This is a genomic window from Streptomyces sp. NPDC053431, assembly GCF_044544925.1.
Lineage (GTDB): Bacteria > Actinomycetota > Actinomycetes > Streptomycetales > Streptomycetaceae > Streptomyces.
Genome location: NZ_JBITXX010000011.1, coordinates 200,460 through 224,790, shown reverse-complemented (window position 1 = coordinate 224,790; position 24,331 = coordinate 200,460). Strand labels below are relative to the sequence as shown.

The 24,331-nt window shown below is 72.6% G+C and carries 21 protein-coding genes; 10 read left to right on the top strand and 11 right to left on the bottom strand.

Features of this window, described 5'->3' with window-relative positions:
* The first annotated feature begins 37 nt into the window (after positions 1-37).
* Both ACIGXE_RS24895 and ACIGXE_RS24890 read left to right on the top strand, forming a co-directional pair.
* On the top strand, positions 38-982 hold the full coding sequence (locus tag ACIGXE_RS24895) for a hypothetical protein (protein ID WP_399750953.1): 945 nt from the start codon (positions 38-40) through the stop codon (positions 980-982).
* 90 nt (positions 983-1,072) lie between these two features.
* Positions 1,073-1,555, top strand: a complete 483-nt coding sequence (locus ACIGXE_RS24890) for a nuclear transport factor 2 family protein (protein ID WP_399750951.1) — start codon at positions 1,073-1,075, stop codon at positions 1,553-1,555.
* On the opposite strand, the gene ACIGXE_RS24885 is transcribed toward ACIGXE_RS24890, so the two are convergent.
* Together ACIGXE_RS24885 and ACIGXE_RS24880 are read right to left on the bottom strand one after the other, a co-directional pair.
* The gene (locus tag ACIGXE_RS24885; RefSeq protein WP_399750949.1) at positions 1,552-2,250 is read right to left on the bottom strand and encodes a DUF6882 domain-containing protein; all 699 of its coding nucleotides are present in this window, start codon (positions 2,248-2,250) and stop codon (positions 1,552-1,554) included. The two genes, ACIGXE_RS24890 and ACIGXE_RS24885, sit on opposite strands and share 4 nt — an antisense overlap.
* Before the next feature lie 30 nt (positions 2,251-2,280).
* Positions 2,281-2,796, bottom strand: a complete 516-nt coding sequence (locus ACIGXE_RS24880; protein WP_399750947.1) for a DUF1203 domain-containing protein — start codon at positions 2,794-2,796, stop codon at positions 2,281-2,283.
* Between the two features lie 349 nt (positions 2,797-3,145).
* Between ACIGXE_RS24880 and ACIGXE_RS24875 the strand changes: the two genes are divergently transcribed.
* Positions 3,146-4,000, top strand: a complete 855-nt coding sequence (locus ACIGXE_RS24875) for a helix-turn-helix domain-containing protein (protein WP_399750945.1) — start codon at positions 3,146-3,148, stop codon at positions 3,998-4,000.
* Between the two features lie 10 nt (positions 4,001-4,010).
* A complete protein-coding gene (locus tag ACIGXE_RS24870) occupies positions 4,011-4,616 on the top strand; it encodes a Uma2 family endonuclease (RefSeq protein WP_399750944.1) in 606 nt (201 codons plus the stop codon).
* An 18-nt stretch (positions 4,617-4,634) separates the two neighbouring features.
* Here ACIGXE_RS24870 and ACIGXE_RS24865 read toward each other — a convergent pair whose 3' ends face one another.
* Positions 4,635-5,828 (bottom strand): MFS transporter, encoded by a 1,194-nt coding sequence (locus tag ACIGXE_RS24865; RefSeq protein WP_399750942.1) that lies wholly within the window; start codon positions 5,826-5,828, stop codon positions 4,635-4,637.
* Between the two features lie 93 nt (positions 5,829-5,921).
* Here ACIGXE_RS24865 and ACIGXE_RS24860 point away from each other — a divergent pair, with 93 nt between their 5' ends.
* Positions 5,922-6,263, top strand: a complete 342-nt coding sequence (locus ACIGXE_RS24860) for an ArsR/SmtB family transcription factor (protein WP_399750940.1) — start codon at positions 5,922-5,924, stop codon at positions 6,261-6,263.
* Between the two features lie 12 nt (positions 6,264-6,275).
* On the opposite strand, the gene ACIGXE_RS24855 is transcribed toward ACIGXE_RS24860, so the two are convergent.
* Entirely contained in the window at positions 6,276-7,325 is a 1,050-nt protein-coding gene (locus ACIGXE_RS24855; protein WP_399750938.1) for a helix-turn-helix domain-containing protein, read from the bottom strand.
* Between the two features lie 118 nt (positions 7,326-7,443).
* Here ACIGXE_RS24855 and ACIGXE_RS24850 point away from each other — a divergent pair, with 118 nt between their 5' ends.
* From ACIGXE_RS24850 to ACIGXE_RS24840, 3 genes are all read left to right on the top strand, one after another.
* Positions 7,444-8,340, top strand: coding sequence for an alpha/beta hydrolase (locus ACIGXE_RS24850; RefSeq protein WP_399750936.1), 897 nt, complete (start codon positions 7,444-7,446; stop codon positions 8,338-8,340).
* A 38-nt stretch (positions 8,341-8,378) separates the two neighbouring features.
* Positions 8,379-9,758, top strand: a complete 1,380-nt coding sequence (locus tag ACIGXE_RS24845; RefSeq protein WP_399750934.1) for a serine hydrolase domain-containing protein — start codon at positions 8,379-8,381, stop codon at positions 9,756-9,758.
* Positions 9,759-9,907: 149 nt separating this feature from the next.
* On the top strand, positions 9,908-11,221 hold the full coding sequence (locus ACIGXE_RS24840) for a M28 family metallopeptidase (RefSeq protein ID WP_399750932.1): 1,314 nt from the start codon (positions 9,908-9,910) through the stop codon (positions 11,219-11,221).
* A gap of 92 nt (positions 11,222-11,313) precedes the next feature.
* Here ACIGXE_RS24840 and ACIGXE_RS24835 read toward each other — a convergent pair whose 3' ends face one another.
* Together ACIGXE_RS24835 and ACIGXE_RS24830 are read right to left on the bottom strand one after the other, a co-directional pair.
* A complete protein-coding gene (locus ACIGXE_RS24835; RefSeq protein WP_399750930.1) occupies positions 11,314-12,528 on the bottom strand; it encodes an outer membrane lipoprotein carrier protein LolA in 1,215 nt (404 codons plus the stop codon).
* 255 nt (positions 12,529-12,783) lie between these two features.
* Positions 12,784-13,794 carry a polyprenyl synthetase family protein gene (locus ACIGXE_RS24830; RefSeq protein ID WP_399750928.1) on the bottom strand — a complete coding sequence of 337 codons (1,011 nt, stop codon included), beginning with the start codon at positions 13,792-13,794 and terminating at the stop codon, positions 12,784-12,786.
* A 394-nt stretch (positions 13,795-14,188) separates the two neighbouring features.
* Here ACIGXE_RS24830 and ACIGXE_RS24825 point away from each other — a divergent pair, with 394 nt between their 5' ends.
* Complete coding sequence (locus tag ACIGXE_RS24825; RefSeq protein ID WP_399750926.1) at positions 14,189-16,207, top strand: CocE/NonD family hydrolase; 2,019 nt, start codon at positions 14,189-14,191, stop codon at positions 16,205-16,207.
* 81 nt (positions 16,208-16,288) lie between these two features.
* Here ACIGXE_RS24825 and ACIGXE_RS24820 read toward each other — a convergent pair whose 3' ends face one another.
* Positions 16,289-17,545: an LPXTG cell wall anchor domain-containing protein gene (locus ACIGXE_RS24820; protein WP_399750924.1), complete on the bottom strand. Its 1,257-nt coding sequence runs from the start codon at positions 17,543-17,545 to the stop codon at positions 16,289-16,291.
* Between the two features lie 319 nt (positions 17,546-17,864).
* Between ACIGXE_RS24820 and fahA the strand changes: the two genes are divergently transcribed.
* Complete coding sequence (fahA, locus tag ACIGXE_RS24815; RefSeq protein ID WP_399750922.1) at positions 17,865-19,097, top strand: fumarylacetoacetase; 1,233 nt, start codon at positions 17,865-17,867, stop codon at positions 19,095-19,097.
* Between the two features lie 6 nt (positions 19,098-19,103).
* Here the strand turns inward: fahA and ACIGXE_RS24810 are convergent, their stop codons facing one another.
* The 4 genes from ACIGXE_RS24810 to ACIGXE_RS24795 all read right to left on the bottom strand — a co-directional run bounded on the left by ACIGXE_RS24810 (position 19,104) and on the right by ACIGXE_RS24795 (position 24,329).
* Complete coding sequence (locus tag ACIGXE_RS24810) at positions 19,104-19,931, bottom strand: carbohydrate-binding protein (protein WP_399750920.1); 828 nt, start codon at positions 19,929-19,931, stop codon at positions 19,104-19,106.
* A 41-nt stretch (positions 19,932-19,972) separates the two neighbouring features.
* On the bottom strand, positions 19,973-20,917 hold the full coding sequence (locus ACIGXE_RS24805; protein WP_399750918.1) for an AraC family transcriptional regulator: 945 nt from the start codon (positions 20,915-20,917) through the stop codon (positions 19,973-19,975).
* A gap of 161 nt (positions 20,918-21,078) precedes the next feature.
* On the bottom strand, positions 21,079-22,743 hold the full coding sequence (gene nuoN / locus ACIGXE_RS24800) for an NADH-quinone oxidoreductase subunit NuoN (protein WP_399750916.1): 1,665 nt from the start codon (positions 22,741-22,743) through the stop codon (positions 21,079-21,081).
* Positions 22,740-24,329 carry an NADH-quinone oxidoreductase subunit M gene (locus tag ACIGXE_RS24795; RefSeq protein WP_399750914.1) on the bottom strand — a complete coding sequence of 530 codons (1,590 nt, stop codon included), beginning with the start codon at positions 24,327-24,329 and terminating at the stop codon, positions 22,740-22,742. Before ACIGXE_RS24795 ends, nuoN begins: the two co-directional genes overlap by 4 nt.
* Positions 24,330-24,331 lie beyond the last annotated feature (2 nt).

The following is a 24,331-nucleotide window of genomic DNA, read 5'->3' as shown; positions in this document are numbered from 1 at the left end:
CCCCGGGCATGAGACGAGAGGACCTAGGGTTCTCGGCATGCGACGCACGGCCATCAACCGGGACGACGGCACCTGGTCGGGCCTGTCCCTCGAAGTGGAGGCACGTCCCCGGCCTGGCCTGTGCCTTTTCAGCGCCGAGGGACGGCTCCTGCTCGCCCAGGAGGGGCGGCCCGTGCTCCTCGCCTCCGTCGACGACGACCACGGTGGGGTCGAGTTCCGGCGTACCGACACCTACCGTTCCGTCGTCCCGCCCCAGCGGGCCGCTGCCGGCCGGGACCTGACCGGCCGGCCGGACCGCTGGGCGTACCGTTTCGCCGAGCACCTGGCGACGGCGCCGGGCGGTCCGCTGCACGACGGGCGGTGGCTGCTCTCGCGCGAGAGCCCCCTCCTCGGGCACAACCACCACCACCTGCCGGCGTCCGCGTACTGGGGCGAGATGATCGTCGAAGGTCACCCCGACGGATACATCGACTGGCACGTCCACTCCGGCTCCTGGGAGATCCTCCCGCTGCGCCGCATGCCCGACCGCCACGACGCCCGGGTGAAGGCGTACCGCAAGCAGGCCCGCGCCGGCACCCTGCCGCCGGTCCTGCTGTGGTGGGTCAGCGGCCTGGACTGCCATGTGATCCTCGACGGCCACGCGCGGCTCGTCGCCTCGATCGCCGAGTCGACCACGCCCCCTCTGCTGCAACTGCACCGCACCGCACCGGAGGACGAGGTGGCCACGGGCACGCGGCGTGCGGTGCGGTCCTACGAGGCCGAACTGGAGCGTTTCGCCGCGCTACGGGACCGCCATGGCGCCGCCGTCCCCGACGGCGCCGGGACCGCGGGTGCGTCCTTGGCCCGCCGGCTGGAGGAACTGCGGACGGCAGCCCGGCCCACCTGGGCGTGGCCGCTGCCGGGCGGCCGGGCCGAGTGGCGTCGGGTCGCCCGCGAGGTGACCGGTGGGGAGTGGGGCACGGAATCCGACCCGTCGGCGTGACCGCCGGCAGGCCCGTTCCTCCGGTCGACCCGCCGCGTGCGAGCCGAAACACGGTCGCGGCGCCGTTCGCCGTGCTGCTAGGAAGGGGGGATGGACACGCGTGCCGAACACCTCGACGACATCGCCCGGTTGATCGCAGAGCGGGCGTGTGAGCGTCTGGTCGTCGACTTCGTCCACAAGCTCGACCTCGGCGAGCCGGGTGACGTGGCCGAGCTGTTCACGGACGACGGGTTCTGGGAGTGGCCGGAGGGTGAGCGGCGGATCCAGGGCCGGGAGGCGCTCCGGTCCTATTTCGCCGGCCGTCCCGCGGACCGGCTCTCGCGCCGGATCTGCACGAACATCCTCGTGACCCTCACGTCCGGAAGCACGGCGACGGCGACCACGTACTTCACGACCTACCGGGTCGACGGCTACGCGGGCGGTTTCGTCCCCCCGCGGGCGCCGACCCAGGTCGGCCACTACGAGGACACGTTCCGCAAGGTCGACGGCCGGTGGCTGCTCGGCTCCCGCACCCTGTTCCTGGCCTTCGCGGGGCCGACCGAGCGTCTTGAGGCGGCCGGCTCCTCGGCCTAGGCCCTGGGCAGTGCCGTGAGTTGGACGCCCGCGATGCGGCCGAGCGGGTCGAAGGCGATCTCGACCGTGCTGCCGCCCGGGAGTTCGGCGACGATCCGGTCGTCGCCCTCGGTGCGGCGGGGCAGCCGGTGGTGGTCGAGGTAGCCGTCGACGACCTGCCGGGCCGAGTGGCCGATGAGGCCGGCGCCGGTGAGCAGCGTGCGCGGCAGGGAGACCGGGTCCAGGGTGGCGCGCGGCACCCGCGGGTCGTCGGGCAGGAAGTACACCTGGGTGGCGGGCCCCGCCGGCACGCCGATGTAGCCGGGCGCCTCGGCGACCCCCATGCCGGTGAAGGCGAGCGTCTCCGCCGCCCGCCGGGGGTCGTCGAAGCCGGACAGGTCCAGGACCTCCTGGGTGAGTTCGGCGATGCCGTGCGCCCGCCCGTAGCGCTCGACCGCGGCGGTCAGGGCGACCACCTCGGTGCCTCGCAGCCCGGGGTTCGCCCAGCCCCACATCCAGGACCGCTCGTCCATGTCGTACGTGCCGAGGACGGCGACCCGCAGGTCCAGGCCGCCCTGGTGGTAGTGGCAGGCCGCGAGGTCGGCGGTCCAGTCCCCTTCCGGCAGGAACGCCGTCAGGGCTTCGAGCTGGGCCGCGCCCCAGGCGGCGTGCCGTTCGGCCTCGAGCAGGAACGCGTCGCTGAATGAACTCACCATGGGACCGACCCTAACGCCCGCCCCCATACGTCAGTTCGGGCGCCGCACCTCGAACTGGAAGCAGCCGTACTCGACCGCCCTGACGTGGACGAGGGCGACCTCCGGATCGGCGAAGGCCTCGTCGAAGGCCCGGTCGAAGCCCTCGGTCGCCGCCTCGGGGATCTCCAGGAGCCGCCCGCCGACGATCCGCCCGGCGGCGTCGTACCGGCGCAGGGTGCGCAGCGCGCCGGGCCGGTCGAAGGGGTAGCGCCCGGGGTCGGCGCCGTCCGGACCGCCGCACTCCTCGGCGTGGACGAAGACGGGTCCCTGCTCGTCGTACGCCCCGGGCTCCGCGCCGCTCTCGGCGGCCCAGCGCCGCAGCGGCGCGTACGTGACGAGCGCGATCCGCTCGCCTTCGCGCGAGGCGCGCAGACAGCAGCGGAGCGGGTTTCCGGCGGTCTCGGCGTCCGCCGTGAACGCCCGGCACGGCCGCCCGGCGTCGTCACGGAGCCGCAGCTCGGCGAGGACGGCGGGCGGGACGGGTCGTGCGGTGTAGGTGGTGGTCATGCCCGTCATCCTCACGCGCGCGCGGGGCGGACACCGGCGCTATTCGGACGTGGAGCTCACCCCGCCGCGAGCTGCCGCGCCGCGAGGACTCGCGACGCGGTGGCCCACGCCGTAAAAGACTTGAGTACCAGGGAAAACACCCACCCAACCCTCCAGCCTCCCCGCACACGTCCGTCACCCACTCGGGTGATCTGCCCCAACTGGGCTGGATTCAGGGCGGGTTGCCTGGCATATGCTCGTGTCACAAACCCCGGACATGCGTCGGCCCCCGGCCGGGATGGCGATCCCGATCGAGGGCCTGACCACCGAGGAAGGTCGCAACTTCCCGATGGCTTCATCGAACCCTAGCGTGCCCTCGCACGCCGCAGGACTGATTCACCGGAACGTCCCTCACACGACCCAGTACACGGTCGTCGGAAACCACCTCGCCCAGCACCGCGAGCTCACCCTCGTCGCGCGAGGACTGGCCCTGTACCTCCAGTCGCTGCCCGCCGGGACTTCCGTCGGCATCAAGGCCATCGCCGCCCGGGTCCCCGAGAGCGAGCTGCGGGTCGCCCGCGCCATGCGGGAGCTGGAGGCACACGGCTACCTGGCCCGCGTCCGGGAGCGCCTGCCCGACGGCCGGATCGTGCCGCGCACGATCTCGTACAACCGTCCGGGGGCTGAACCGGAACGGGCAAGGGAGACTCCGGCCCCGCGGACACCGACCCTGGAGTCTCCGGCCCCGCGGACACCGACCCTGGAGTCTCCGGCCCCGCGGACACCGCCGGAGCCACCTCCCCCGGCCCCACCCCCGCCGGCGAACGCCCGCCCGAAGGCCCCACCCCCGCCACCGCCCGCCGTGCTTTCGGAGCACGACCGCCCCGCCGCCGCGCTCCTCGCCGGTCTCCGTCTCCATACGCCCCGGCTCCTCCTCGCCGAACGCGACATCCGACGCCTCGCCCCGGCCGTCACCACCTGGCTCGAACGCGGTGCTTCTCCCGACGCGGTCGTACGCACCCTCTCGGCATGCCTCCCCCACGACCTCGTCCACCCGGCCGGCCTCCTCGCCCACCGTCTCGCCACGCTCATCCCGCCACCCCTGCCCGCCCGCCCCCTTGCCCCCGACCCCTTCCAGACCTGCGACAGCTGCGATCGAGCCTTCCGCTCACGCCACCCCGGCCAGTGCGGCGACTGCCGCTCCCACCAGAGAGAAGCCGCCTAGCATGAAGCTGATGACTCGGGCCCCAGGGCACGGACGAGGAGCCAGCGCCATGAACACCGCCTCCCCCCTCTACCGCAGCATGCGCGACGCGCTGGAGAGCCTGGACGAAAGCGTCCCCGGCAAGTTCGAGATCACCGCAGAAGGAATCGTTCACGACATGATGGCTCCGCGTCGTCCCCATGAGCTCACCGCCGCGCAGGTCAGCCGACGCCTCGAACGTGTCATGCCGGACGACCTCCTCGCCCACACCGGCGAGCCCGACGTGGAGGACGAACCAGGGGGCGTCATGCGCCGACCCGACGTCATGGTGATCCCGTGGGCGGACATGGAAGGGGACGGCTCCTTCGACCCCCGCACGCTCATCGCCGCCATCGAGATCACGTCCCGCTCCAACCCGGACAACGACTGGGTCGGCAAGCTGCGGGACTATCCCCTGATCGGAATTCCGGTGTTCGCGATCTTCGATCCCCGTAACGGCACGGGAGCGGTGTTCTCCGACATCCACGCAACCCCCGAGGGCCCGCGCTACGCGACCCGCAAGGACTTCGTCTACGGCGAGGACGTCACCATCGCCCACTGGACGATCCCGACCGACGGCCTGCCCCGCTACCCGTAGCGCCGTCAGGTGGCCGCCTCACGCGGCCGGTGTCGCGCGCACGCCGTCCGCCGGGCGGCGGATCCCGGGCTTCGGGGGTGCCGGGCGGGTCGTGAGGGTGCCGACGACGAGCGCGAGCACCGTCAGGGCCGTGGAGGCGAAGGGGAACCAGCGGGGGCCCAGGAGGGCGATGGCCGCGCTGCCCGCGCCGCCGGCGGCCGCGATGCCGAGATACAGGGCGGTGCTGTTGAGGGAGAGCAGCAGCGGCGCGTTGGGCGGGTCGAGGGAGACCAGGCGGGCGGGCAGGGCGACGGCGACCGCCCAGCCGGCGAGCGGGTTGACGGCGGCGGCGAGGAGCGCGGTGGGCATCGACTGCATCAGCCACGGGAGGGCGAGGGAGACGAGGGTGGAGACGGCCCCGCCCGCGAGCAGGACGGTGCGCGGGCCCCAGCGGTCGACGACCCGGCCGCCGAGGGTGCTGCCGAGGACCGAGACGACGCCGGAGACGAGGAGCAGCAGGGTGAGCCTGCCCTGGTCGCCGCCGGTGGCCGGGGCCGCGGCGACCGAGTAGTAGATGAAGACGGTCTGGAACGCGAGGAAGACCAGGAAGGTCGTGGCGGCCGCCGCCAGGACCCGGCGGTCGGCGAGCGGGGCGAGGCGGGCGCGCAGGGCGAGCGCGGGCGCGGGGGCCGGGAGTTCGCGCAGGAGGAGGGCGAGGCCCGCGAGGGCCGCCGCCCCGAGGGCGGTCACGAGCCACATGGTGAGGCGCCAGTCGCTGCGTCCGATCCAGGTGCCGACGGGAACGCCGAGCGCGGTGGCGAAGGTCATGCCGCCCATGACGGTGGCGAGCGCCCGGCCGCGGCGCTCCGGCGGCACGAGCGCGGCGGCGGCGGCGCTCGCCGTGGGGGTGTAGAGCGCGGCGCCCGCGGCCGCGAGGACGCGGGTGAGCAACAGCGTGGAGTAGTCGGGGGCGAGCGCCGTCAGCGCGTTGGCGGCGGTGAAGACGGCCAGCCCGGTGAGCAGCGCGCGGCGCCGGGCCCAGTGCGCGGTGGCGGTGGCCAGGACGGGCGCGAGGAGCGCGTAGGCGAGGGCGAAGACGGTGATCATCTGCCCGGCGGCCGGGACGGAGACGTCCAGGTCGCCGGCGATCAGGCCGAGGATTCCCGCGATGACCATGCCGTCGGTGCCGACGGCGAAGGTCCCGAGGGCGAGCAGAAGCAGGCGCAGCCGCATGAGTGGTCCCCTCCAGTATTGTTTGATGTACGCCAAACAATAGAGACCGTTTGATGCTTGTCAAACGATTCGGGGTCAAGGGAGGGTGCCGGTATGGGCATCGACATCGACGAGACGCAGGAAGGCGAGTGGCTGCCCCAGCCCGACGCCGCCGACATCGAGCTGGTGAAGGTGCTGCACGCGCTCGGTGATCCGGTACGGCTCCACCTGCTCGGCGTCTACGCCAGCGGCGAGCAGTACAGCTGCGCGCCCGACACCCTCGGCATCGGCCATCTGCACAAGTCGACCGTCTCGCACCACATGCGGATCCTCCGCGAGGCGGGCGTCACCTCGACCCGCGTCGTCGGCCGCAACCGCTTCGTCCGGCTGCGCCGCGCCGAACTCGACGCCCGCTTCCCCGGTCTGCTCGACGCCGTCATCGACGCCGGGCTCTGAGGCCGGCCGGCCTCAGAGCCCGCGCTCGTCCACCAGCAGCCGCCACGCCGCCAGGGCCAGCCGGGCCCTCGTCAGCCCCGACGGGGTGGTGAGGTCCAGGGACAGGGCCCTGCCGAGCTGGTCCAGGCGGCGGGCCACGCTGCTGTGGTGGAGGTGGAGGAGGTCGGCCGCGCGGCGCAGCGAACCGGTGGCGCAGTAGGCGTCCAGGGTGTCCAGGTCCTCCGCGCTGCCGGCGAGCCGGGCGAGCGCCGCCACGTCCGGGTTCGCCCGCGCCGACTCCTCCGGGATCTCCGCCAGCAGGGCCAGGGCGCCCAGGTCGGCGTGGTGGACCACCGGTTCGCGGGGGGTGGTGAAGCGCAGGGCGGTGCGGGCCTGGCGCCAGGAGTGGTCGGGGCGGCCGGGTGCGGCCAGGCCCGCGCGGACGCCCGGGGGAAAACGGCCTGGGTCGACCGCGGTGGCGGTCAGCAGCACGCCCACGTCGTCGAGCGGCGCCGCCTTCACCAGACCGGACGGGCAGACCCGGGCGCCGACCCTGTCGAGCGGGACCGGGGAGCGTACGGCGACCACGTGGACGGGGAGGCCGGCCGCGAAGCCCAGCAGCCGCAACGCGCGCGCCCGGGCCACGTCGTCCGCCCCGGCGGCGATCGCGAGTTCGACCAGCGCCGGGTCGGCCATGGTCGTACGGGCCGGCCCGTAACGTTCCACGGCCGCCGCGACGGCGATCGCGAGCCGGTCGAGGAGGACGTCGTCGAGGGCGTTCGGCGGGCCGGGGCGCTCCAGCCACACCGCGCCGATCTCCTCGTCGTCGAGGATGACCGGAAGGGTGGACGAGGGCGCGAACGGCTCCGTGGTCGCCTCCGTGCCCAGCGCCGAGACCCGGGTCGCCCGCTCCGTTCCGTGGAGGCGGATTCCGGCCACGCACTCGGCGAGGCCGGCCGAGGCGCGGGCGAGCGCCGGGAGGTCCACACGGCGGCGCATCAGCGTGTCGTAGAACGCGACGATGCGGATCGCGCCGTCCACGTACGGGTCAAGTCCCGACAGCCGTAAGGCCAGTGCCTCCATGACAGCAGGATACGGAGGGCGGGTCCCGGGCCGGGGCGCCGAACGGCGCGTGACGGGGGGCCGATGCGCGACGGTCGGCGGATGATCCGCCGGGCGGCCCGGGCCGAGGATGGGCGTCATGGATCCCGAACTCGAAGTGTTCGTCCCGCTGTTCCCCCAGGCGGAACTCGGCGACCCCGCCACCGCGCGACAGGGTCTCGCCGCGCTGGCCGCCGCGATCCCGTCGCCCGAGACCCCGGGCCTGGAGGTCGAGGACCTCACGGTGCCGGCCGACCCCGACGTACCGGTGCGTGTCTACCGTCCGCGCGGGGCGCGCGGCGCCGTGGTCTGGCTGCACGGCGGCGGGTACGTCATGGGGGACCCGCACACCGAGCATCCGTGGGCGACCCGGATCGCGGCCGGATCCGGGGCGGTCGTGGTCTCGGTGGGCTACCGGCTGGCCCCCGAGCACCCCTACCCGGCCGCCCTGGACGACGCCTACGCCGTACTGGAGTGGACCGTCGCCCACGCCGCCGCACTCGGCGTCGACCCCGACCGGATCGCCGTCGGCGGGCACAGCGCCGGCGGCGGGCTCGCGGCGGCGGTGGCGTTGCGGGCGCGGGACGAAGGAGGGCCGGCGATCCGCTTCCAGCTGCTCAACCAGCCCCAGCTCGACGACCGGCAGGAGACCTGGTCGCAGCGCCACTTCACCGACACGCCCTGGATCACCCGCGACAAGACGGCCGCGTCCTGGCGGCACTACCTCGGAGGGCGGCCCGCCACCCCGTACGCGGCGCCCGCGCGGGCCGAGGACCTGGGCGGGCTGCCGCCCGCGTACATCGCCACGGCCGAGCTCTGCCCGAATCGCGACGAGGACATCGACTACGCGCTGCGCCTCATGCGGGCGGGCGTGTCCGTCGAGCTGCACCAGTGGCCCGGCACCTTCCACGGCTCGCAGGCGATCGTCTCGGCCGACGTCTCCCAGCGGCAGAACGCCGAGCTGGGCGCGGCGCTCCGGCGCGCCCTCGCCGGCTGAGCGCCTCCACCTGCCCACCCCCACGAGAGGACCGACTCATGAAGATGCGCCTGGCGTTGTGCGGCGGTATGGCCGCACTGACCCTCGGCACCGGCACGATCACGGCGGCCGCCGCGCCCGACGGGGCGGGCGGGGCCGGTGGGGCGCCCCCCGGTGGTACGGCGCACCCTGCGGGCGGGACGGCCCCGGCCGGCCAGGCGACCCCTGCCGGCGCCGTGTCCACGGCGGACGGCACGCGCCCCGACGGCGCGCCCCCCGCGCCCGACGGCACACGCTCCGCCGACGGCGCGCCCGCCGCGCCGGGCCGGCTCGACGGCCCGGAGCTGCAGGCCGCCCTGGACGCCCTCCACGAGGCCGGCATGCCGGGGGTGTTCGCCGAGGTGCGGGACTCGGGGCGGACCTGGCGCGGCGCCGCCGGGGTCGCGGACCTGGCCACCGGGAGGCCCGTCACCCCCGGCATGCGGCACCGGGTCGGCAGCCTCACCAAGACCTTCGTCGCCGCCGCCGTCCTGCAGCAGGTCGAGGCGGGCCGGGTCCGCCTGGACGCGCCGATCGGCGACTACCTGCCCGATCTGGTACCGGGCGAACGCGGCCGCACGGTCACGGTGCGCATGCTGCTCAACCACACCAGCGGTATCGCCGAGTACATCCCCTACGCCTTTCCGTCCATCCAGGGCGGACCTTCGGGCGTATCCGCCCAGAGTCTGGACGACAACCGGTTCCGGCGGTTCCGCCCGGCCGAGCTCATCGCGCTCGGGCTCGCGGCCCCGCCGTCCGGCGCGCCCGGCGCCACCCCCGGGGTGTACTCCAACACCAACTACCTCCTTCTCGGGCAGCTGTTGGAGCGGGTGACCGGCACCACCGCCGAGGAGTACATCACCCGGAACGTCATCGAGCGCGCCGGGCTGCGGCACACCGCGTTCCCCACCGGGCCGCGCATCCAGGGAACGCACTCGAAGATGTACGAGGCGCTGTGGGGCGTGCTCGACCCGCCGCGCGACTACAGCGTCTACGACATGTCGTGGGTGATGACCGGGGCCGGCATGGTGTCCACCATGGAGGATCTGAACCGGTTCTTCGACCGGCTGTTCGCGGGCCGGATCATCACCCCGGCGTCGCTGACGGAGATGCGCCGCACGGTCCCCGTGGTCGCCCTCGACGGGTCGACGATCGAGTACGGGCTCGGGCTGCACCGGGTCGAGATCCCGGGCTGCGGCACCTTCTGGGGCAACGAGGGGACGGTCTGGGGAGCCGGCACGGTCTCGATGACCCGGGAGGACGGCAGGCGCCAGTTCTCCTTCGCCATCAACCTCATGCGGTGGAACGGTCCGGGGCAGCCGCAGCCCCATCCCGTCGACGGCGCGCTGTCGACGCTGAAGACGCGGGCCTTCGGCTGTCCGGTGAGCGAACACCCGTGACCGGTTTCTGCTCTTGACGGGATGTCAAACTCTCACTGAACATTCGTCACACACAGCGCAGCCGCACAGCTCCAACGCCTCGCACCACCCACGGTGCGAGGCGCTCGCACGTTCCGTCCCATCCCCAGTTCGGAATCCGGAGCCCCCACATGAAACTCTCCGCGAGACTGTCCACCCTGGCCGGCGCCACGGCGCTCGTCCTCGGCGCCTTCGCCGGCGCCGTCCCGGCCAACGCCGCGCCGGTCGGCACCGCCGCCGTCACCCCGCCCGACATCTCGGTGACCAACGTCAAGCAGCACCTCGCCGACCTCCAGACGATCGCCACCAACAACGGCGGCAACCGCGCCCACGGCCGCACGGGCTACAAGGCCTCCATCGACTTCGTGAAGGCCAAGCTGGACGCGGCCGGCTACACCACCACGCTCCAGCAGTTCACGTACAACGGCGCCACCGGCTACAACCTCATAGCCGACTGGCCGGGCGGCGACCCCAACCAGGTCGTCATGTCCGGCTCGCACCTCGACTCGGTCACCTCCGGGCCCGGCATCAACGACAACGGCTCGGGCTCCGCCGCCATCCTGGAGACCGCGCTCGCCGTCTCCCGCGCCCAGTTCCAGCCCACGAAGCACCTGCGCTTCGGCTGGTGGGGCGCCGAGGAACTCGGCCTGGTCGGCTCGAAGTACTACGTGAACAACCTGCCCGCCACCGAGCGCGCGAAGATCAGCGGCTATCTGAACTTCGACATGATCGGCTCGCCGAACCCGGGCTACTTCGTCTACGACGACGACCCGACGATCGAGCAGACCTTCAAGAACTACTTCGCGGGCCTCGGCATCCCGACGGAGATCGAGACCGAGGGCGACGGCCGCTCCGACCACGCCCCGTTCAAGAACGCGGGCGTCCCCGTCGGCGGGCTCTTCTCCGGCGCCGACTACACCAAGACCAGCGCCCAGGCGCAGAAGTGGGGCGGCACGGCCGGCCAGGCCTTCGACCGCTGCTACCACTCCTCGTGCGACACCACGGCGAACATCAACGACACCGCCCTGGACCGCAACGCCGACGCCATCGCGTACGCGATCTGGAACCTGGCGAGCGGGACGACCACCCCGCCGACCGGCACCGTCTTCGAGAACACCGCCGACGTCTCCGTCCCGGACAACGGCGCCGCGGTGACGTCCTCCGTCACCGTCTCGGGCATCAGCGGCAACGCCCCGAGCAACCTCTCCGTCGGTGTGAACATCGTCCACACCTACATCGGTGACCTCGTCGTCGACCTCGTCGCCCCCGACGGCTCGGTCTACAACCTGCACAACCGCTCCGGCGGCAGCGCGGACAACATAAACCAGACCTACACCGTGAACGCCTCCTCCGAGGTCGCCAACGGCGTCTGGAAGCTCCGCGTCCAGGACAAGGCCGCGATCGACACCGGCTACATCAACAGCTTCAAGCTGACCTTCCCGTAAGCCGCGAGGCGGGCCGCCGCGCGGCGCGCACAGAAACGCCCGGGTGGGTCGGTGACCATCGCCCCGACCCACCCGGGGTCCCAATCGGCTTGTCAGCGACCGGAGTCGGCCGCGTCCACCAGCGCCTGCGGGGTGACCGCGCCGACGTAGACCTTGCCGTCGTCCGTCATCAGGGCGTTCACCAGCTTCGTCTTGAAGACGGTGCCCGAGCCGAACTTGCCGCTCACCTTGTCGCCGAGGGCGTCCAGGAAGCCCTGGACCTCCTTCGGCGCCTCGTCGGTCTTCGGCGCCGGGGCACCGGAGTCCAGCTTCGCGATGGCGGTCCAGCCCTCGCCGACGACGTCGAAGCCGCCACCCTCCGCGCCCTTGCCGCCCTTCTCCAGGCCGCCGAGGTCGCCGAGGCCGCCGAACATCCTGTCCAGGTCCTCGGGGGCCTTGCCGGCCTCCTTCTCCGCCGCGCCCTCCGTCACCTTCGCGCCCTTCGGCGCCTTGAAGTCGAAGGTGCCGGCGTCCGGCCTGCCGAAGTCGACCTTGGTGAAGCCCGCGTCGACGACCGGCTTGCCGCCGCTGACGGAGGAGAGGGTGAACTTCAGCGGGGTACCGTTGGCCGCGTCCACCGCGATCTTGACCGACTCGACCGTCGAGCCGGACTGCTTCGGCTTGATGACGAGCTGGTACGCGTCCCGGCCGGCCACCTTGGCCGTGCCGCCCACGGTGATCGAGGTCGTGTCGCCGGCCGCCTTGAGGACCTCGTCCGCGAGCTCCTTCGGCGTGGCCGGCAGCTTCTCCTTCTCGGGCGCCCGGCCCTGGGCGTCCTTCTCGTGGAAGACCTCGTTCGACTTGCTGTCGTAGGCCCAGACGTCCTTGCCGTTGTGGACCAGGCTGTACTCGTCGGAGCCGTCCAGCAGCGTCAGCTTCTGCCGCTCCGGGCCGTCGGCCGCCACCCGCAGGGTGTGCGAGCCGGAGACGAGCTGGGTCAGCTTCTCCGTCGGGTCCGCCGAGGAGGACCCGCCGGCCGGGGCCGACGGGAGCAGGCCGGCGAAGGACGGCAGACCCAGGTCGGTGTCGATCTTGAAGGTGCCGGACAGGGTCTGGGTGTCCGACGCGGCGATCTTCTCGATGAGCTGCTGCGCCGTGATCTCCGGCAGATCCGGGTCGCCCGACGCCGCGAGCGCCGGGACGAGCCCGATGGTCGCCGCGGCCACTCCGGCCACCGCGACCGGGACGACGTATCGGCTCGCCTTGCGCTGTCCTGCCATGGTCTGCGTTCCCTCCGTGCCCTCGTGGACCGTGCTCGATGGGTCCATCTCACCAGGGCGGCGGCGCGGAATCGTCAGCCCCCGGGATCAACCTCGTATACCTCTCGGGGATGACAGGCCCTTAGGGCGGTAACCCGTTCGGCTGCCCGGGCCGGGCGCCGTGCGAGGCGTCGCGGACCCGGCCTCGGCCCTGGCTATGGCTTTGGCCCTGGCTCTGGCCCTGTCACGCCGCACGGGGACTTGGCCGTGCGGGGGCCTGGCCGGACGGGGCCTGGCCGGACGGGGCCTGGCCGGACGGGGGACCTAGCCCGCCCGGTGGACCACCGCGTCGCACAGCTCCTCCAGGGCCGCCTTCGCGTACCCGTCGGGCAGCGGCGCCAGCATCGCCCGCGCCTCCTCCGCGTACCGCACGGTGTCCCGGCGGGCCTGCTCCAGGGCGGGGTGCACGCGCAGCCGGCGCAGGGCCTCGGCGTGCCGCTCGTCGTCGCTGAGGTCGCCGTCGACGAGGGCGAGCAGCTCCAGGTCCTCGGGGCGGCCGTGGGCGGCCGCGGCGGCCCGCAGGTAGAGCACGGGCAGGGTGGGGACGCCCTCGCGGAGGTCGGTGCCCGGGGTCTTGCCGGACTCGTGCGAGTCGGAGGCGATGTCTAGGACGTCGTCGGCGAGCTGGAAGGCGACGCCGAGCCGCTCGCCGTACTGGGTGAGGGTGTCGACGACGGAGTCGTCGGCGCCGGACATCATGGCGCCGAAGCGGCAGGAGACGGCGACGAGCGAGCCGGTCTTGCCGCCGAGGACGTCGAGGTAGTGGTCGACGGGGTCGCGGCCCTCCTGGGGACCCGCGGTCTCCAGGATCTGGCCGGTGACGAGCCGTTCGAACGCCTCGGACTGGATGCGTACGGCCTCGGGTCCGAGGTCCGCGAGCGTGTGCGAGGCGCGGGCGAAGAGGAAGTCACCCGTGAGGACGGCGAGCGAGTTGCCCCAGCGGGTGTTCGCGCTGTCGACACCGCGCCGCACGGCCGCCTCGTCCATGACGTCGTCGTGGTAGAGGGTGGCGAGGTGGGTGAGTTCGACGACGACGGCCGAGGGCACGACGCCCGGCGCGTACGGGTCGCCGAACTGGGCGGCGAGCATCACGAGCAGCGGCCGGAAGCGCTTGCCGCCGGCGAGCACCAGGTGCTGGGCGGCCTCCGTGATGAACGGTACGTCGCTCTTGGTGGCGTCGAGGAGGCCGGCCTCCACGGCGGCAAGACCGGTCTGGACATCGGCTTCGAGAGCCTGGTCCCGCACGCTAAGACCGAACGGCCCGACGACGGTCACGAGGGGATCTCCTGTCTGCTGACGCCTGCTGACGCTGTCCGGACCGCACGCCGATCACTCGGATTGTCGATGTGTCGGTCCACTCACTCAAGCCAGCGTATCCGGTCACGTTTCGATCACCGTGGGCGCCTTCCCGTCACCCCCGGTATGTTCGTGATCAGCTCATACGACCAGGAGTAGGCGTTTTGTCCCGAACAGCGAGCGACACCGGCACGAACGGCGAGCGGCCGCCGCCCGTCGGCGCCCGCGTGTTCTTCGGCCGGCCGAGGGGGTTGGCTCACTCTCCCGGGCCCGGCGGTCCGGGACCGGTTCCCGTGCCGCGGGACGCAGGGCCGTGACCGCCCTCACGCCGTGGCCGCGCCGCACCACGCACCCCGTCCACTGAGGTGACCCGATGGACCCGAAGCCGAAGATCCGCACCGACTTCCCGTACCGGACCCGCCACGAGGACGTCCGCATCCCGATGCCGGACGGGACGCGGCTCTACGCCCGGATCTGGCGCCCGCTCACCGACGAGCCCGTGCCCGCCCTGCTGGAGTACCTGCCCTACCGGCTCACCGACTGGACCGCGCCCCGCGACTGGCAGCGCCACCCCTGGTACGCGGGCCACGGCTACGCCTCCGTACGCGTCGACGTCCGCGGCCACGGCAACAGCGAGGGCCTGCCGGGCGACGAGTACGACGCCACCGAGCTCGCCGACGGCGTGGCCGTGGTGCACTGGCTCGCCGAGCAGCCCTGGTGCACCGGCAAGGTCGGGATGTTCGGCATCTCCTGGGGCGGCTGCAACTCCCTCCAGATCGCCGCGCTCGCCCCCGAACCGCTGAAGGCCGTCGTCACCGTCTGCTCCACCGACGACCGCTACGACAACGACGTGCACTACATGGGCGGCTCCGTGCTCGCCGTCGACATGCACGCCTGGGCCGCCACCATGCTCGCCTTCGTGTGCCGCCCGCCCGACCCGCGCCACGTGGGCGACGAGTGGCGCGAGACGTGGCTGAAGCGCCTGGAGGGCGTGGAGCCGTTCGTCCACACCTGGCTGTCCCACCAGACCCGCGACGCCTACTGGCGGCACGGCAGCGTCTGCGAGGACTACCAGGCCGTCCGCTCCGCCGTCCTCGCCGTCGGCGGCTGGCACGACCCGTACCGGGACACCGTGCTCCGGCTCGTCGAACACCTCCCCCAGGACCGGATCCGCGGCATCATCGGCCCCTGGTCGCACCAGTACCCGGACCGCGGGCGGCCACCGGGTCCGGCGATCGGCTTCCTCCAGGAGACCCTGCGCTGGTGGGACCACCACCTCAAGGGGCTCGAGAACGACGTGATGGCCGAGCCGCTGCTGCGCTCCTGGATCAGCGACTCGCACCCGCCGGCCACGGTGTACGAGGAACTGCCGGGCCGCTGGGTCGCCGACCCGGCCTGGCCGTCGCCGCACGTCACCCCCGTCACGTACGCCTTCCAGGGCGTGCCCGTCGTCGTCGACTCGCCCCAGCAGACCGGCCTCGACGCGGGCCGTTTCTTCCCGTTCGGCAACGACGCCGACCTGCCGCCCGACCAGCGCGAGGAGGACGCGCACTCGGCCTGCTTCGACTTCCCGGTCCCGGAGTCCTCCGAGGGCGGCGTCCCGGTCGAGATCCTGGGCAGACCCTCCGTCCGGCTCCACCTGACGACGCCCGCGCCCACCGGCCAGGTCGTCGCCCGGCTCTGCGACATCGCCCCGGACGGCTCCTCCACCCTGGTCACCCGGGGCGTGCTGAACTTCTCCGCCCGCTACGGGCGGGACCGGGCGGTCGAGGCGCAGGTCGGCGAGTGGGAGTCGTACGCGTTCGAACTCAACGGCATCGGGCACTCCTTCCGGCCCGGCCACCGGGTCCGGCTCGCCGTCTCCTCCGCGTACTGGCCCTGGATCTGGCCCCAGCCCGACGCGGCCGGCTTCACCCTGGACCCGGCCGGCTCCTCGCTGACCCTCCCGGTCCGCGCCCGCACCACCGACGCCGTCGAGTTCGAGGAGCCGGAGCAGTCCGAGCCGCTCGGCGTCAGCCACCCCCACACGCTGGAGGAGCCGCGCCCGGAGCGGGTGGTGGTCCGGGACGTGGCCAAGGGCGAGTGGCGGCTGGAGGTGGACCCCCGGTACGGCGGCACCCGGGTCTATCCGGACGGCCTCGAATACACCGAGGACGCCCTGGAGACCTACACGATCTCCGCATCCGACCCCCTCTCCGCCCGCACCCGCTCGGACTGGTCGATCCGGCTGCACCGCCCGGAGCTCGCCTGGGACGTCACCGTCGTCACCCGCTCGGAGATCTCGTGCGACGCGGACGCGTTTCTCACGTCGGACGAGGTGATCTGCAAGGAGGGCGGGGAGGTCGTCTTCCACCGCACCTGGGAGAAACGCATTCCGCGTACGGCGGGGTGAATTCCGCTGGTCGGCAGGAGAACCGACAAGCAAAGGGCCCGCATTCCGTGACGGAATGCGGGCCCTTTATCGCGCTGCGTGTCAGGCGTCCGCGCCGGCCTTGCGGCGGCGCACGACGACCATGGCGCCGGCACCCAGGACCACGGCCGCGCCGCCCGCGAGGGCGATCGGCATCGTGGAGGAGCCCGCACCGGTCTTGGCCAGCGAACCGCCGGTGGAGCCGGAGGTGCCGTTGTTCACCGGGGTGGTGGACTGGCCGCCCTGCTGCGAGGTGTTGCCGTTGCCACCGGTGGAGCCGTTGCCCGTGCCGGGCTTGCCGGGCTTGGCGGCCTTGACGATGCCGAACTCCGCGTAGGAGCCCTTCTCCTCCCAGCCGCAGGAGCCGTCCTCGTTGATGTACGCGCCGCCCGCGACGACGACGCCGTCACCGGCGGGGGCCTTGGCGTCCACCGCGACCTTCAGCTTGAAGTCGAAGGACTTGCCCGGCTTGAGGGAGGAGAGGCTGGAGAAGCCCTCCTCCTCGTCGACCGCCTGCCACTTCGGGCTGGTCGCGGAGGACCAGGTGAGGTGCAGGTACTTGTCGAGGTCGTCGCTCATGTTGAAGGCCTCGGCGTAGCCGCCGACCTCGCCCAGCTCGACCTTGCCCTTGTTGGTGACGCGGAAGGTGAAGACGCCGCTGGTGCCGGCGGTGATCTTCTTCGGGCCGGTCACGGAGGTGACGAGATCCTTGGTGATCTCGCACTCCTCGCCCGGCTCCTCCTCCAGGGCGTCGGCGAGCGCCTTCTTGGCGGCCTCGAGCTCCTTGGCGGCCTTCTCCTTGGCCTGCCGGGCCTTCTCGACCTCGCGGACGGCGGCGACGCGGGCGTCGTCCAGGGCGGTCTGCGCCTGGGTGGCGGCGGCGGCCTTGGTCTCGGCGGTGGTCTTGGCGGCGTCGGCGGCGGCCTGGGCCTCGTTCACGGCCGTCTGAGCCGCGTCCTTCTGCTCCTGCGTGGCGTCGGCGGGCAGCTCGGCCAGGGCCTTCTTGGCGGCGTCCAGCTTCGCGTCGGCGGCCTTCTTCGCGTCGGCAGCCTCGGCGGAGGCCTTCTTCGCGTCGGCGGCGGCGACGACCAGCGGGTTGTCGGACTTGCCGAGGGCGTCGACGGCCTCCCCGGCCTTCGCGTACGCGACGACGGCGGCGTCGTACGCGGCCTGCGCCTTGGTCACCGCGCGGCGGAGCGCGTCGATGTCGGTCTTCTGGTCCTGCGTCTGCGCGGCCGGCTTGGTGTCGGCGAACGCGGGGACGGCGGAAAGGAGCACGACCGGGGTGGTCACGGCGGCGGCCACGGCGGTCGCCACCATACGGCGAATCTTCAAGGTGGACCTTTTCTGGTCGGACGAAGATGAAATGAAACAGAGTTGTGGGAGCCGCGCCCGCGGATACCTCACGCGGCGCGACATAGCAGCGATCGTATGACCGGAATAAGGCCCGGCAATAGCCAGATTGACGAGTCCGCGACAGGCGCTTTGTCGACACAGGCGCTTCATAGGCGTCATAAAACCCGCGAATACGGACAGTTGCCCACGGAGGCCTCAGTTTCTGTGTGACACATGTCATCCGCCGCTCGACGCCCGCCCCGTAACGTGTCCCCCACACACCTGGAAAGCGAGGCAAGCACCGATGCCCGAGCAGAGCCCGCTCGATCTGGCCGAGGGCGACCCCTTCGGCCCGCACAACCTTCCGTACGGCGTCTTCTCCACCGCCGACGAGCCCGACCGGCGTCGGCTCGGCGTCCGGATCGGCGGGCACGTGCTCGACGCGGGGGCCGCGGCGCACGCGCTCGGGTCGCCGTACGCGGCGCTGCTCGCGCAGCCCAGCCTCAACCCGCTGCTCGCGGCCGGCCGCACCGCCTGGCGCGACGTGCGGCGCGCGCTGACCGGCTGGGTGACCGTGCCCGCGCACCGGCCGGTCGTGGAGCCGCTGCTGCACCCGCTGGACGCGGTCACCCTGCACCTGCCGTACGAGGTCGCCGACTACGTCGACTTCTACGCGAGCGAGCACCATGCCACGAATGTCGGACATATCTTCCGTCCGGACGGCGAGCCGCTCACGCCGAACTGGAAGCACCTGCCGATCGGTTACCACGGGCGCTCCGGCACCGTCGTGGTCTCCGGCACGGACGTGGTCCGGCCGGCCGGCCAGCGCAAGACGCCGGCCGACGCGGCGCCCGTCTTCGGGCCCTCGGTCAAGCTGGACATCGAGGCCGAGGTCGGCTTCCTCGTCGGCACCCCGTCCGCGCTCGGCACGCCGGTCCCGCTCGCCGACTTCCGGGAGCACGTCTTCGGTCTGACGCTGCTCAACGACTGGTCGGCGCGGGACATCCAGGCCTGGGAGTACGTGCCGCTCGGCCCGTTCCTCGGCAAGTCCTTCCAGACCTCCGTCTCGGCCTGGGTGACCCCCCTGGAGGCCCTGGACGCGGCCCGGGTCGCCCCGCCGGCGCGGGACTTCCCGCTGCTGCCGTACCTGGACGACTCCGGCGAGGAGGAGCCCGGCGGCTTCGACCTGCGGATCACCGTCGCCATCAACGGCGAGGTCGTGGCCGAGCCGCCGTTCTCCACCATGTACTGGACGGCCGCCCAGCAGCTCGCCCACATGACCGTCAACGGCGCCTCGCTGCGCACCGGCGACCTGTACGGCTCCGGCACCGTCTCCGGCCCCGAGGTGGGTCAGCGCGGCTCGCTGCTCGAACTCACCTGGAACGGGCGCGACGCCCTCGAACTCACCGGCGGCAAGCGCACGTTCCTGGAGGACGGCGACGAGGTCACGCTGACCGCCTGGGCCCCGGGCCCGGACGGCGTCCGCGTCGCCCTCGGCGAGGTCACCGGCCGGATCGCGCCGAACAGCGCCGCCTGAGCCTGCTCAGGCCGCCCGCCACAGGGCGGGCACGGCAGGCGGCTCCCAGCCGGGCTGGGCCGTGTGGGCCTGGAGGCACACATAGCCCCGCCCGGCGTAGGTGACCGCGTCCCCGGCCCGGTACGCGGTCCCGGCCGCCCAGGTGCCCCCCGGGGCGGTCGCCGTGGGGGTCGGTGTCGGGCTCGGACCCGGGTCCTGCGGCACGTCCAGGACGAAGTCGAAGGCCGCCTCCTTCGCCCCGCCGCCCACGTCCCGCACGCTCATCAGCAGCCGGGCGTCGAAGATCGAGTCCGTGTTGTTGCGGGGTTCGCCCGGGAAGTACAGCTGGGTGGTGAGCACCGGGCGGCCCGGCGCCTGCACCTTGACGTGGAGGTGCCGGGTGCGGCCGGGGTAGAGGCCCGGCACGATCGTGGAGAGCACGAAGGAGCCGTCCGCGCCGCTGAACTGGTGGCCGCGGAAGCGGAATCCGGTGTTGTCGTAGGCGCCGTTGGTGTCGGCCTGCCAGAAGTCGAGCAGGGCGCCGGCGACCGGCCGGCAGGCCCGTCCGAAGACGTAGCCGCTCACGGTCAGCCGCACGCCGGGCGTTCCCGGCTCCGCCAGGCTGGTGCGCAGGGGTGAGTTCGGCTTGAAGTAGGGGCCCTCCGTCTGGGCCGGTGTGGGGTCGTCGCCGTCGTCGCACGCCGGGGTCAGCGGAAGCGCGACGGTGCCGGCGTCGAGGGTGCGGGCGAGCGCGGGGACGCCTATCAGCACCGCGGGGGCGGCCATGCCGGCCGCGAGCGCGGCGCGCAGCACGGCCTTGCGGGTGACGTGTCCGGTCGAGGTCTCTCGGTCCATGCCTGCTCCTCTGTGGGGGGGCGGAACGATCGACCAGAAACCTAGGCGGGCCCGGGTTCGGCTTCGATGGACGCAGCACGGTGGTCGTGGTGCTTTCGGAAGTCGCCGGGGCTCATGCCGGTCTCCCGGCGGAAGAAGCGGCAGAAGTACGCGGGGTCGTCGAAGCCGGTCCTGGCGGCGACCTGGCGCACCGACAGGGACGTGCGGGCGAGGAGGCGTTGGGCCTCCCTGGTGCGGGCCTCGCGGAGCAGGCCGGCCGGGGTGCGGCCGAGGGCCGCCCGTACCGCCTCGGTGAGATAGCCGGGGGTGACCCCGAGCCGCTCGGCGCACTCCCGTACGGAGCGGAGTCCGGCCACGGCGCCGTCCGCGTCGGTACGGGCGATCAGCCGGGCGAACGCGTCGGCGACGGCCGAGGTGCGCCCGGGCGGCGCCGCCGGCTCGGCAGGGCCGCCGAGCCGGGCCGTCCGGACCAGCAGCACGTGCAGCAGCGAGCGCAGCACGCCGGCGAATCCGGCGTCGCCGTGCCCGTACTCCTCGCTGAGTTCGGCGATCAGGCGCGCGGTGCGGCGGTGCGCGGCCGGGTCGAGGCACAGCCACGGGCGTGCCCCGATGCGGCGCAGGAGGTCCTGGTCGCCGGGGTGGTCGAGGAGGAACTCGGGTGTGAAGAGGAGGACGGAGCCGTCGAGGCCGTGGACGTCCTCCCAGTGGTGGAGCTGCCCGGGCAGGATCAGGCCGAGGTGCGGCGGGCGGAGCTCCCAGCGGTTCAGGTCGACGACATGGGTGCCGGTGCCGTGGGTGACGTGCACGATCTCGTAGAAGGTGTGCCGGTGCGGGAAGGCGGCCCGGGACAGGGGGCCGATGGTGTCGAAGGTGCCGACGGCGAACGGCACGTCGTCGGGCAGCCGCACCTCCAGGCGGTGCACGGGCGGTTCCCCGCGCCGGGGCGCGGCACAGGGTGTGTCGGGCGACGTGGTGGTGCCACGCATGCTTGCGGCCCTCCTCAACTGGTCGAGACCAATCCGGCGGTTTCTCACGATGACACGGCTGCCCCGCCCGGTCACCCCCGCGTCGCCGCACCGGCTCCCGCACATGCCGAGGGCCCGGTCTCCGCACACGCGGGGACCGGGCCCTCGGGGGCTCAGGGGCGCTATCGCACGAACACGCCCGCCTGCCCGGCCAGGTCGAGGAAGTACTGCGGCGCGAAGCCGAGCACCAGCGTGACCACGACACCGGCCGTGATGGCGATCGAGGTGAGGCCCGAGGGCACGGCGACCGTGGGGCCGTCGGGCTTCGGCTCGCTGAAGAACATCAGAACGATCACCCGGATGTAGAAGAACGCGGCGACCGCCGAGGAGATGACACCGACCACGACGAGGCCGCCCGCGCCGCCCTCCGCCGCCGCCTTGAAGACGGCGAACTTCCCGGAGAAGCCGGAGGTGAGCGGGATGCCGGCGAAGGCGAGCAGGAAGACCGCGAAGACCGCCGCGACCAGCGGCGAACGACGGCCCAGGCCCGCCCACTTGGAGAGGTGGGTGGCCTCGCCGCCCGCGTCCCGCACCAGCGTGACGACGGCGAAGGCGCCGATCGTCACGAAGGAGTAGGCGCCGAGGTAGAACAGCACCGACGAGACGCCGCTGGGCGTGGCGGCGATGACACCGGCCAGGATGAAGCCGGCGTGCGCGATCGACGAGTACGCGAGCAGGCGCTTGATGTCGGTCTGGGTGATGGCGACGATCGCACCGCCCAGCATGGTGACGATGGCGACGGCCCACATGACCGGCCGCCAGTCCCAGGTGAGGCCCGGCAGCACCACGTACAGCAGGCGCAGCATCGCGCCGAAAGCGGCGACCTTCGTCGCGGCGGCCATGAAGCCGGTGACGGGGGTCGGGGCGCCCTGGTAGACGTCCGGGGTCCACATGTGGAACGGGACGGCGCCGACCTTGAAGAGCAGGCCCGTCATCACCATGGCGAAGCCGATGAGCAGCAGCACGTCGTTGCCCATGGTGTCGGCGAGCGCCGGGTCGATCGCGGTGACGTCGCCGCCGACGACGTCGGCGATGGTGGCGTACGAGACGGAGCCCGCGTAGCCGTAGAGCAGGGCGATCCCGAAGAGCAGGAAGGCCGAGGAGAAGGCGCCGAGCAGGAAGTACTTGACCGCGGCCTCCTGCGACAGCAGGCGCTTGCGGCGGGCGACGGCGCAGAGGAGGTAGAGCGGGAGGGAGAAGACCTCCAGGGCGACGAAGAGGGTCAGGAGGTCGTTGGCGGCCGGGAAGACCAGCATGCCGGAGACGGCGAACAGGGCGAGCGGGAAGACCTCGGTGGTGGTGAAGCCGGCCTTGACCGCCGCCTTCTCCTGCTCGCTGCCGGGGACCGCGGCGGCCTCGGCGGCGAACGAGTCGACCCGGTGGCCGTGGTCGGCCGGGTCGAGCCTGCGCTCCGCGAAGGTGAGGATCGAGACGATCGCGGCCAGCAGGATCGTGCCCTGCAGGAAGAGCGCCGGTCCGTCGACGGCGACGGCGCCCATGGCCGCGATGTGGGCCTTGGTGGAGCCGTAGCCGCCGGCGGCGAGACCGACCACCGCGGCGAAGGCGGCGGCGAGGGCCAGGACGCTCAGGAACACCTGGGTGTGGTGGCGGGCCTTGCGCGGCACGAAGGCCTCGACGAGGACGCCGAGGACGGCCGCGCCCACCACGATGAGCACGGGCGACAGCTGGGTGTACTCGATGTGGGGTGCCGGGATCTTGTCGATCGGTCCGGCGGCCGCCGTCGTCCACAGGGTGTGGACAGCGGGTGCGACGGCTGAAGCGCTCACTTGGCCGCCTCCACTTCGGGGCTCGGGTCCTTCTGCTGGACATCGGACATGGTGTGCTGCACCGCCGGGTTGACGACGTCCGTCAGCGGCTTCGGGAAGACCCCGAGGAAGATCAGCACCGCGATCAGCGGGGCGACCACCGCGAGCTCGCGCACCCGCAGGTCGGGCAGCCCGCGCACCTCCTCCTTCACCGGCCCGGTCATCGTCCGCTGGTAGAGGACGAGGACGTAGAGCGCGGCGAGGACGATGCCGGTGGTGGCGACGATCCCGGCCACCGGGTAGCGCGAGAAGGTGCCGACCAGGACCAGGAACTCGCTGACGAACGGGGCGAGTCCGGGCAGCGACAGGGTGGCGAGACCGCCGATCAGGAAGGTGCCGGCGAGCACCGGGGCGACCTTCTGCACACCGCCGTAGTCGGCGATGAGCCGCGAGCCGCGCCGGGAGATCAGGAAGCCGGCGACCAGCATCAGCGCGGCCGTCGAGATCCCGTGGTTGACCATGTACAGCGTGGCGCCGGACTGGCCCTGGCTGGTCATCGCGAAGATGCCCATGATGATGAAGCCGAAGTGGGAGATCGACGCGTACGCGACCAGGCGCTTGATGTCCCGCTGGCCGACGGCGAGCAGCGCCCCGTAGACGATGCTGACGAGGGCGAGGGCGACGATCGCGGGGGTGGCCCACTTCGAGGCCTCGGGGAAGAGGCCGAGGCAGAAGCGGAGCATCGCGAAGGTGCCGACCTTGTCGACGACGGCGGTGATGAGGACGGCGACCGGAGCGGTGGCCTCCCCCATCGCGTTGGGCAGCCAGGTGTGCAGCGGCCACAGCGGCGCCTTCACGGCGAAGGCGAAGAAGAAGCCGAGGAACAGCCACCGCTCGGTGCTGGTGGCCATCTCCAGCGAGCCGTTGGCCCGCGCCGCGGCGATCTCCGTCAGCGAGAAGTCGCCGGCGACCACGTAGAGCCCGATGACCGCGGCCAGCATGATCAGGCCGCCGACCAGGTTGTAGAGCAGGAACTTGACCGCCGCGTAGGAGCGCTGCGCGGCCGCGTTCTCGTCCGTGCCGGAGTGGGCGCGGTCGCCGAAGCCGCCGATGAGGAAGTACATCGGGATGAGCATGGCTTCGAACAGGATGTAGAAGAGGAAGACGTCGGTGGCCTCGAAGGAGAGGATCACCATCGCCTCGACCATGAGGATCAGGGCGAAGAAGCCCTGGGTGGGCCGCCACCGCTTGGAGGAGGTCTCCAAGGGGTCGGCGTCGTGCCAGCCGGCCAGGACGATGAACGGGATGAGCAGCGCGGTGAGCGCGATGAGCGCCACCCCGATGCCGTCCACGCCCAGCTCGTAGCGGACGCCGAAGTCCTTGATCCAGGCGTGCGATTCGACGAGCTGGTAGCGGTCGCCGCCGGGCTCGAACCGTACGAAGACGACGGCGGCGAGCACGAGCGTGACGAGCGAGACGAGCAGCGCGAGCCACTTGGCGGCGGTGCGGCGGGCGGCGGGCACGGCGGCGGTGAGGACCGCGCCGGCCGCCGGCACAGCCGCTGTCGCCGTAAGGAGCGGGAAGCCCGCGTTGACCACTTGGGACATGG

Bases quoted from the DNA above. Each gene is read 5' to 3' on its own strand.
- ACIGXE_RS24835 (WP_399750930.1), bottom strand. From the start codon at position 12,528: ATGGACCCATCGAGCACGGTCCACGAGGGCACGGAGGGAACGCAGACC.
- ACIGXE_RS24870 (WP_399750944.1), top strand. From the start codon at position 4,011: ATGACTCGGGCCCCAGGGCACGGACGAGGAGCCAGCGCCATGAACACC.
- ACIGXE_RS24820 (WP_399750924.1), bottom strand. From the start codon at position 17,545: ATGGTGGCGACCGCCGTGGCCGCCGCCGTGACCACCCCGGTCGTGCTC.
- ACIGXE_RS24850 (WP_399750936.1), top strand. From the start codon at position 7,444: ATGGATCCCGAACTCGAAGTGTTCGTCCCGCTGTTCCCCCAGGCGGAA.
- ACIGXE_RS24860 (WP_399750940.1), top strand. From the start codon at position 5,922: ATGGGCATCGACATCGACGAGACGCAGGAAGGCGAGTGGCTGCCCCAG.
- fahA (WP_399750922.1), top strand. From the start codon at position 17,865: ATGCCCGAGCAGAGCCCGCTCGATCTGGCCGAGGGCGACCCCTTCGGC.
- ACIGXE_RS24880 (WP_399750947.1), bottom strand. From the start codon at position 2,796: ATGACCACCACCTACACCGCACGACCCGTCCCGCCCGCCGTCCTCGCC.
- ACIGXE_RS24890 (WP_399750951.1), top strand. From the start codon at position 1,073: ATGGACACGCGTGCCGAACACCTCGACGACATCGCCCGGTTGATCGCA.
- ACIGXE_RS24855 (WP_399750938.1), bottom strand. From the start codon at position 7,325: ATGGAGGCACTGGCCTTACGGCTGTCGGGACTTGACCCGTACGTGGAC.
- ACIGXE_RS24805 (WP_399750918.1), bottom strand. From the start codon at position 20,917: ATGCGTGGCACCACCACGTCGCCCGACACACCCTGTGCCGCGCCCCGG.
- ACIGXE_RS24885 (WP_399750949.1), bottom strand. From the start codon at position 2,250: ATGGTGAGTTCATTCAGCGACGCGTTCCTGCTCGAGGCCGAACGGCAC.
- ACIGXE_RS24895 (WP_399750953.1), top strand. From the start codon at position 38: ATGCGACGCACGGCCATCAACCGGGACGACGGCACCTGGTCGGGCCTG.
- ACIGXE_RS24795 (WP_399750914.1), bottom strand. From the start codon at position 24,329: ATGTCCCAAGTGGTCAACGCGGGCTTCCCGCTCCTTACGGCGACAGCG.
- ACIGXE_RS24840 (WP_399750932.1), top strand. From the start codon at position 9,908: ATGAAACTCTCCGCGAGACTGTCCACCCTGGCCGGCGCCACGGCGCTC.
- ACIGXE_RS24845 (WP_399750934.1), top strand. From the start codon at position 8,379: ATGAAGATGCGCCTGGCGTTGTGCGGCGGTATGGCCGCACTGACCCTC.
- ACIGXE_RS24865 (WP_399750942.1), bottom strand. From the start codon at position 5,828: ATGCGGCTGCGCCTGCTTCTGCTCGCCCTCGGGACCTTCGCCGTCGGC.
- ACIGXE_RS24825 (WP_399750926.1), top strand. From the start codon at position 14,189: ATGGACCCGAAGCCGAAGATCCGCACCGACTTCCCGTACCGGACCCGC.
- ACIGXE_RS24810 (WP_399750920.1), bottom strand. From the start codon at position 19,931: ATGGACCGAGAGACCTCGACCGGACACGTCACCCGCAAGGCCGTGCTG.